Genomic DNA, 6,868 nt, shown 5'->3' with positions numbered 1-6,868 from the left:
AGATGAGGCCGATCACCGTCGCGGCGAAAGCGAGCGCGACCGGCATGACGGCGATCTCCAACAGAACCTCGCGGCCGCGCATCGGCCCGGTGGCGGTTTCCACCTCGCTGTCGAGAAACTCGCGGAAGCTCGTGTTGCGCTGACGCCAGCGCGGGTCCTTCAATCCACGAGACGCTGTGAACAGGAACAGCGCGAAGAAGAAGATGAAGAACAGCGTGACGACGACGAGGTCCCAGTCAACTTCAGCGCCGCGCGCGAAGCTCACCCATGTCACGGCAATGAACCAAAGGGCGGCGGCGAGGGCGACCTCGATGGCGACGGGATGGACGCTGGTTTCAGCCCTGCGCGACGAAGGCTCCGGCGCCGTATCGGTGATGTGCTGCCGATCTTCGGCGCTTGCGCCATGGCCGCTGTGTTGCGCGCTAGGAATACGGTCTGACATGGCTGCCTCCTGACATCAGACTGCGGAGGCGGTCGGCCGGATCGGCCGACCGTGACATCGATATGGGGGCTAAACGCGCGAGCCGCGCAATCGGCGCCGGGGCATTTAGACGCGGGGGCTAGGCGCGGGCGCCGAGACGCTCGATCAGGGCCATGGCTGCGGCAGGAGCGCGCAGCTTGCCTTCGTGGATGAAGTACACGAACACGTCGCGCGGGCGAGGCTTCGATGCTCCGGCTCCGGCAAGGAGCGGCAGGCCGTCGGGAGCGTTGCCTTTCGCCCAGGTCTTGGCGCGGCCCGCCCAGGCGTCGAGCGCGCCCGGGGGATAGGCGGCGACGAGCGCGTCATCGCCTCTTTGCAGCCGGGCATAGACGACGTCTCCGGTAAGGTCGGCGATGTTCGGCCAGCCCTCAGCGTCGACATAGGCGATGGTAACGCCCGCGTCGCGCGCGAGCTCGGCGAAACGCGGCGTGGCGAAGCTCGCATGGCGAACCTCGACGACGTGATCGAGCTTGAGCCCCTCGAGATCGCTTGGCAACAAATCGAGAAACTTGCCGAAATCGTCCTCGTCGAAACGCTTGAAGGGCGCAAACTGCCAGAGGATCGGCCCAAGCTTGTCGCCGAGTTCGGCCAGCCCTGACTTGAGAAAGCGGGCGATGAAGTTGCCGGTCTCGGCGAGCGCCTTCTGCTGGGTGACGATGCGCGGACCTTTGACCGAGAACACGAAACCGTCAGGCGCGGTCGCTCCCCAAATGCGGAAGCTCTTCGGGCTTTGCAGCCGATAGTGGGTGGCGTTGATCTCGATCGAGGTGAGCTTGCTCGTGGCGTAGCTGAGCTCGTCACCCTGCTTCAGTCCCTTGGGGTAAAACACCCCGCGCCACGGCGCATAGCTCCAGCCGCCGACGCCGACGCGAATGCGGCCTGCTTCTAGTTGTTGACCTTTTTGTCGTTGTACCATTCTGGGGCCATCGCCGGGGATGCTTAAGCCAAGGAGAAACGTTCTTTATAGTCTTGCGATGTCTTTTTGAGGCTCTTGTCTACTTGTACCGAATTTGGTACTTATAAAAGAGTAACCCTTGAAGCGATTGCCTGCCGCCTTCTATGCGCTCCCCTCCGGACGTGAGCCAGTTCGCGAATGGCTGAAATCGCTCGATGCCATCGACCGAAAGACGGTCGGCGAAGACATCAAAGACGTCGAGTTCTCTTGGCCGATCGGGATGCCGCTTTGCCGCTCACTCGGCTACGGTCTTTGGGAGGTAAGAAGTCAGTTGAGCCGTGGACGCATCGGTCGCGTGTTGTTTTGCGCGCATGACGGCCAAATGGTGTTGCTGCACGCATTTATGAAGACGACGCAGAAGACACCGAAGGCCGATCGCGATCTCGCACTAAAGCGCATGAAGGAAGTGACATGACCAAGAAGGGCCGTATCGGTTCGTCTTTCGACAAGTTTCTCAAGGACGAAGGTATCTACGAAGAGGTAACTGCGCGTGCGATCAAGCGGGTTCTTGCTCGCCAGCTTTCGGGACTCATGCAGAAGCAGGGTCTGACCAAGTCAGAATTGGCTAGAAGAATGCAGACGAGTCGCGCGCAGCTCGATCGCCTCCTCGACCCGGAGAATGAATCGGTGACTCTCGGCACGCTCACGCGCGCGGCTCAAGCTGTCGGCCGCCAGCTCAAGATGGAGCTGGTGTGAGGCGCCCCTACGCAAAAATATAAAGGGCCGTACCTTGCGGACACGGCCCTTCGTTTACGATTGAACGCAACAGGGACTGACCAGACGTCCATGCCGCCACCGAAGCCGGCTTGCCGGCTTCGGCAGTCAAGATGTTTGGGCGAATGGACTTCCTAGAAGTCCATGCCACCCATGCCACCACCACCACCAGGCATCGGGGGGGCCGACTTCTTCGGCTTCTCGGCGACCATCGCCTCGGTGGTGATGAGCAGACCCGCGACCGACGCAGCATCCTGCAGCGCGGTGCGCACGACCTTGGCCGGGTCGATGACGCCCTGCTTCACCAGATTGCCGTATTCGCCGGTCGCGGCGTTGTAGCCGAAGGCATAGTCGTTCTTGTCCGTGATCTTACCGACGACCACGGCGCCGTCTTCGCCGGCATTCTCGGCGATCTGCCGGGCCGGCGCCTGAAGCGCGCGGCGGACGATGTTGATGCCGACCTGCTGGTCGTCATTGGCGGTCTTCAGCTTGACGAGTGCCGATTGCGCGCGAATCAACGCCACGCCGCCACCGGGCAGAATGCCTTCCTCGACCGCGGCCCGCGTGGCATTCAGAGCATCGTCGACGCGGTCCTTCTTCTCCTTGACCTCCATCTCGGTGACGCCGCCGACCTTGATCACGGCAACGCCGCCGGCGAGCTTGGCCAGACGCTCCTGGAGCTTCTCGCTGTCATAATCCGAGGTGGTGTCCTCGATCTGCTGCCGGATCTGGGCGACGCGCGCCTCGATTTCCGGCTTCTTGCCGGCGCCGCCGACGATGGTCGTGTCATCCTTGGTGATGACCACCTTCTTGGCCTTGCCGAGCATGTCGAGAGTGACGTTCTCGAGCTTGATGCCGAGGTCTTCCGAGATCACCTGACCGTTGGTCAGAACGGCGATGTCCTGGAGCATGGCCTTGCGGCGATCGCCGAAGCCAGGCGCCTTGACCGCGGCGACCTTCAGCCCGCCGCGCAGCTTATTGACCACGAGCGTGGCGAGAGCCTCGCCTTCGACGTCCTCGGCAATGACCAGGATCGGCTTGCCGCCCTGCACCACCTGCTCGAGCAGGGGAAGCAGCGACTGCATGTTGGAGAGCTTCTTCTCGTAGATGAGAATGTAGGGAGCCTCGAGCTCGACGCGCATCTTGTCGGCGTCGGTAATGAAGTAGGGGGAAATGTAGCCGCGGTCGAACTGCATGCCCTCGACCACTTCGAGCTCGGTCTCGAGGCTCTTCGCCTCCTCGACGGTAATCACGCCGTCATTGCCGACCTTCTGCATGGCCTTGGCGATCATGGCGCCGATCTCGTGGTCGCCATTGGCTGAGATGGTGCCAACTTGCGCGATCTCCTCGCTGGAAGTGACCTTCTTGGCTCTGGCCTTCAGCTCGTCGAGGACGGCAGTGACCGCTATGTCGACGCCACGCTTCAGATCCATCGGGTTCGCACCTGCCGCGACCGACTTCGCACCTTCCTTGACGATGGCCTGCGCGAGCAGGGTCGCGGTGGTGGTGCCGTCGCCGGCGGTGTCGGAGGTCTTGGACGCCACCTCGCGCACCATCTGCGCACCCATATTCTCGAACTTGTCCTCGAGCTCGATCTCCTTCGCCACTGTTACGCCGTCCTTGGTGATGCGGGGGGCGCCGAACGACTTCTCGAGCACGACGTTGCGGCCCTTGGGGCCGAGCGTCACCTTGACCGCATTGGCCAAGACGTCGACGCCGTGGAGCATGCGCTCGCGGGCGTCCTGTCCAAATTTCACTTCTTTGGCAGCCATGGTCCAAACTCCATTGGTGGGGCTTCACCCCGAGGGGCCGGCTCAGCCGGCATCTCGAAGGGTGAGCTTCGAATTCGCGGGGGGTCTCATCCTTCGAGATGCGCCCTGCGGGCGCTCCTCAGGAAGAGGATTGTTGTTAGGCGGCCTTCTTCTTGGCGACGACGCCTTCGAGCACACCGAGGATATCGCTCTCCTTCATGATCAACAGCTCCTCGCCGTCGAGCTTGACCTCGGTGCCGGACCACTTGCCGAACAGCACGCGGTCGCCCGGTTTCACGTCGAGTGGCTGGACCTTGCCCTTCTCATCGGGGGCGCCGGGGCCGACGGCGACAACCTCGCCCTGCTGCGGCTTTTCCTTCGCGGTATCGGGGATGATGATGCCGCCTTTGGTACGATCGTCCTCCTCGATACGGCGTACGACCACACGATCGTGCAACGGACGAAACTTCATGATGAACCTCCTCCTCGGGAAACTTTGGGAAATTTGCGCTTGGGGTGCCTTGTGATGCTCCCCCGCCGCGGTATTTAGCGAGACATATTAGCACTTTCAAGGCCTGAGTGCTAAGGCGTTAGCAGACGATCGCATTTGCTGCTAGAGCGCTGATTTGTCTCGGGAATCACCCTGGACCCGAATCGCCGGCACGGCTAGGATTTCAGGCGGGGCAAGAACAGACGACACGCAGGGGGTCCATGACCGACACGGCTTTCCTTCGGCAGCTCGAAGGCTTCGCTCTGACCACGGCTGAGATCATCTATCGCCTTCCGGATCATCGCGTGCTGCTGCAGAGCTATATCTGGCAGGACTACGATGTCGCGCCGCGCTTTCCCAAGCTCACCGACTTTCTCGATTTCTGGGAGGCCAATCTCGACGGCCCGCTCTATCGCGTACGGGTGGCCCATCGCGGGCTGATCTCGCCCACGGAGTTCAACTTCGTCCGCGGCGAGCTCATGCTGCATTAGATAGGACGTCGGCACGCAATTCCCAAAGCCCGTCATGCCCGGACTTGATCCGGGCATCCATGCAGTTACCTCTCCGAGCGCCGATGCGTTGACGGAATGGATTGCCGGGTCAAGCCCGGCAATGACGAAGTGGGCAGGATCGAGCGGTGCTAACGCCCGAACTCGTATTCGTAGATGTGGGCGCGTTCTTTTTCCAGCACCGGCTTCAGCGAGCGGAAGGCGTTCGGATAGAGGTAGAACGGAATCCGCGGGAAGAGGTGATGGATGAGGTGGAAGTTCTGGAACATGTATAGCCAGTTGACGATCGGCTCCATGATCCTTCCCTTCACCCAGAACACGTTGGTGTCGCGATAGCGCTCATGCACCTCATGCGGCTTGTGGGTGAGGTAGGCGAAGAAGTAGATGATGAGCGCCGAGGCAAGGATGTGCGGCACGATCCACAGCGCCAGCACCTCGCGCCACCAGCCGAACACCGACAGCCAGAAGGCGATGGAATAGAGGATTAGGTACACGACCGCAATGTGAATGGTGAGCGGGCGCATGCCGGGAATGTGGGCGTGGAAGGCGATGTGCTTCCAGAAATACTGGTTATACCAGAAGGTGATGGTGAGGCAGCGCCAGAGCACCTTGAACGGACCCTCCACCGCCACCCAATTGTCAGGATCGAGATCCGCATTATTGGTGTCGCGATGATGCGCAAGGTGCATGTAGCGGAAGGCTTTGTACTCATGCAGTAGGATCGCGCCGCACACATAGCCGACCGTATGATTGAGCCACAGCATCTTTGAGTCCTTGCCGGCGATGTTGCCATGGCAAGCCTCGTGCAGCGGCGTCTGGTCGAGATAGAGAATGAAGCTGTTGAGGATCAGCCCGAGCCAGAGCGGGATGATGTGCATGGCGCCAAGCGTGGTCACGGTGACAAACGCCGCGACGATACCGATGGCGACGAACACGGTGGGCCAGGCCACCCTGCCGAGATAAGGCTTCACCAGGCCGAGCGCCTGGCGGTCGGCCGGGACATTGGGCAGGTCGCGCGGGGCCTCCGCCATGGTTCCCGCGGGTACAGCGGCTGCTTCAGTCGTCATGCTCATGCTTCCGGTCCTCAGCTTCAGTCACACAAACACCCGCGGCGAGCGTTGCCCGCCGCGAGACTCATCCCCGGAAGTGATGAATTTTGCCCTTCGGCCGCTTCGCGTTCAAGCCGCAAACTCGGCCGAGTTGCCGCAGGGGCAAATGCCCCGTCAAAAAGCAAAAGGGCCCTCCGGCAGCGGATCGAACCGTCCCGGCGGGCCCTCAATAGATGTCCGGCGTCGCTCTACTGGCAGAAATAGGGCTGCCCGTCATAGCCGGTGAAGTAACCGGTATGCGAATTGAAGCTGCGGTAGCGCTGGGCGCAATAGGTGTACCATTCGGGCGACCAGGCTGGCGGCCCATAGGCGCCGGCGACCGGCGCGTAGGGGCCCGGAGGCGGCGGGCCGACATAGGCCGGGGCGGTAAGGGCAGCGCCGACGGCGGCACCAACGCCGAGGCCAATGAGGCCGGCGCCCCAATAGCCCGGGCCGCCCCAGCCCCAGCCGCCGCCACGCCAGTGGCCGTCCCAGCCGTGGCTGTCCCAGCCGTGGCCGCCCCAGCCATGACCGCCCCAGCCATGGCCGGCTTCAGCCGGCGCGGGGAGGATGAGGGCGCTTAGCCCCATAATGGCGGCGACGGCGAGGGCCTTCATGAATGTTCTCGTCATTGAATTCGTCCTTGGCTTATCGGCCCGCTTTAGTCTGCGGGCGGGCTCGATTCGTAGGGAGGTTTGGGAGGCTCAGCTAAGCGCGTTTTTGCGGCGAAATAGGGCCGCCAAAGTGGCTTGCCAAAGCCATCGATGTGCACCTTGCTTCCGCTCCCCCCTTGTGGGGGAGCACGCTCGCGTTTTTGACGCGAGCGGAGGGGGGTGAGCGGCGAAGCCGCGTCTCTTTGAAAAAACCCCCTCCCTAACCC

Annotated in this window: 9 protein-coding genes; 3 read left to right on the top strand and 6 right to left on the bottom strand. The window is 62.3% G+C overall.

Annotation, left to right across the window (positions count from 1 at the left end; genetic code table 11):
• Both ACREC7_RS14950 and ACREC7_RS14945 read right to left on the bottom strand, forming a co-directional pair.
• Positions 1-442, bottom strand: a 442-nt coding sequence (locus tag ACREC7_RS14950; protein WP_431556488.1) for a hypothetical protein, incomplete at its 3' end; no start/stop codon positions are given.
• 118 nt (positions 443-560) lie between these two features.
• Positions 561-1,397 carry a DUF72 domain-containing protein gene (locus ACREC7_RS14945; protein ID WP_431556487.1) on the bottom strand — a complete coding sequence of 279 codons (837 nt, stop codon included), beginning with the start codon at positions 1,395-1,397 and terminating at the stop codon, positions 561-563.
• Positions 1,398-1,524: 127 nt separating this feature from the next.
• On the opposite strand from ACREC7_RS14945, the gene ACREC7_RS14940 reads away from it, so the two are divergent.
• Together ACREC7_RS14940 and ACREC7_RS14935 are read left to right on the top strand one after the other, a co-directional pair.
• On the top strand, positions 1,525-1,851 hold the full coding sequence (locus ACREC7_RS14940; RefSeq protein ID WP_431556486.1) for a type II toxin-antitoxin system RelE/ParE family toxin: 327 nt from the start codon (positions 1,525-1,527) through the stop codon (positions 1,849-1,851).
• Positions 1,848-2,132 carry a helix-turn-helix domain-containing protein gene (locus ACREC7_RS14935; protein WP_431556485.1) on the top strand — a complete coding sequence of 95 codons (285 nt, stop codon included), beginning with the start codon at positions 1,848-1,850 and terminating at the stop codon, positions 2,130-2,132. The genes ACREC7_RS14940 and ACREC7_RS14935 overlap by 4 nt, the downstream gene beginning before the upstream one ends.
• Positions 2,133-2,284: 152 nt before the next feature.
• Here ACREC7_RS14935 and groL read toward each other — a convergent pair whose 3' ends face one another.
• Positions 2,285-3,922: a chaperonin GroEL gene (gene groL / locus ACREC7_RS14930; RefSeq protein ID WP_431556484.1), complete on the bottom strand. Its 1,638-nt coding sequence runs from the start codon at positions 3,920-3,922 to the stop codon at positions 2,285-2,287.
• 136 nt (positions 3,923-4,058) lie between these two features.
• Complete coding sequence (groES, locus tag ACREC7_RS14925) at positions 4,059-4,373, bottom strand: co-chaperone GroES (protein ID WP_431556483.1); 315 nt, start codon at positions 4,371-4,373, stop codon at positions 4,059-4,061.
• 239 nt (positions 4,374-4,612) lie between these two features.
• On the opposite strand from groES, the gene ACREC7_RS14920 reads away from it, so the two are divergent.
• On the top strand, positions 4,613-4,882 hold the full coding sequence (locus ACREC7_RS14920) for an usg protein (protein ID WP_431556482.1): 270 nt from the start codon (positions 4,613-4,615) through the stop codon (positions 4,880-4,882).
• A gap of 149 nt (positions 4,883-5,031) precedes the next feature.
• On the opposite strand, the gene ACREC7_RS14915 is transcribed toward ACREC7_RS14920, so the two are convergent.
• Together ACREC7_RS14915 and ACREC7_RS14910 are read right to left on the bottom strand one after the other, a co-directional pair.
• Positions 5,032-5,973 carry a fatty acid desaturase family protein gene (locus ACREC7_RS14915; RefSeq protein ID WP_431556481.1) on the bottom strand — a complete coding sequence of 314 codons (942 nt, stop codon included), beginning with the start codon at positions 5,971-5,973 and terminating at the stop codon, positions 5,032-5,034.
• Positions 5,974-6,197: 224 nt separating this feature from the next.
• On the bottom strand, positions 6,198-6,620 hold the full coding sequence (locus ACREC7_RS14910; protein WP_431556480.1) for a BA14K family protein: 423 nt from the start codon (positions 6,618-6,620) through the stop codon (positions 6,198-6,200).
• Between the last annotated feature and the right edge of the window lie 248 nt (positions 6,621-6,868).

The organism is Methyloceanibacter sp., assembly GCF_050728395.1.
Taxonomy (GTDB): domain Bacteria; phylum Pseudomonadota; class Alphaproteobacteria; order Rhizobiales; family Methyloligellaceae; genus Methyloceanibacter.
Note: the sequence above shows the minus strand (reverse complement) of the source record. Positions and strands in the feature narration are given on the sequence as shown.

Bases quoted from the DNA above. Each gene is read 5' to 3' on its own strand.
- ACREC7_RS14945 (WP_431556487.1), bottom strand. From the start codon at position 1,397: ATGGTACAACGACAAAAAGGTCAACAACTAGAAGCAGGCCGCATTCGC.
- ACREC7_RS14935 (WP_431556485.1), top strand. From the start codon at position 1,848: ATGACCAAGAAGGGCCGTATCGGTTCGTCTTTCGACAAGTTTCTCAAG.
- groL (WP_431556484.1), bottom strand. From the start codon at position 3,922: ATGGCTGCCAAAGAAGTGAAATTTGGACAGGACGCCCGCGAGCGCATG.
- groES (WP_431556483.1), bottom strand. From the start codon at position 4,373: ATGAAGTTTCGTCCGTTGCACGATCGTGTGGTCGTACGCCGTATCGAG.
- ACREC7_RS14920 (WP_431556482.1), top strand. From the start codon at position 4,613: ATGACCGACACGGCTTTCCTTCGGCAGCTCGAAGGCTTCGCTCTGACC.
- ACREC7_RS14915 (WP_431556481.1), bottom strand. From the start codon at position 5,973: ATGAGCATGACGACTGAAGCAGCCGCTGTACCCGCGGGAACCATGGCG.
- ACREC7_RS14910 (WP_431556480.1), bottom strand. From the start codon at position 6,620: ATGACGAGAACATTCATGAAGGCCCTCGCCGTCGCCGCCATTATGGGG.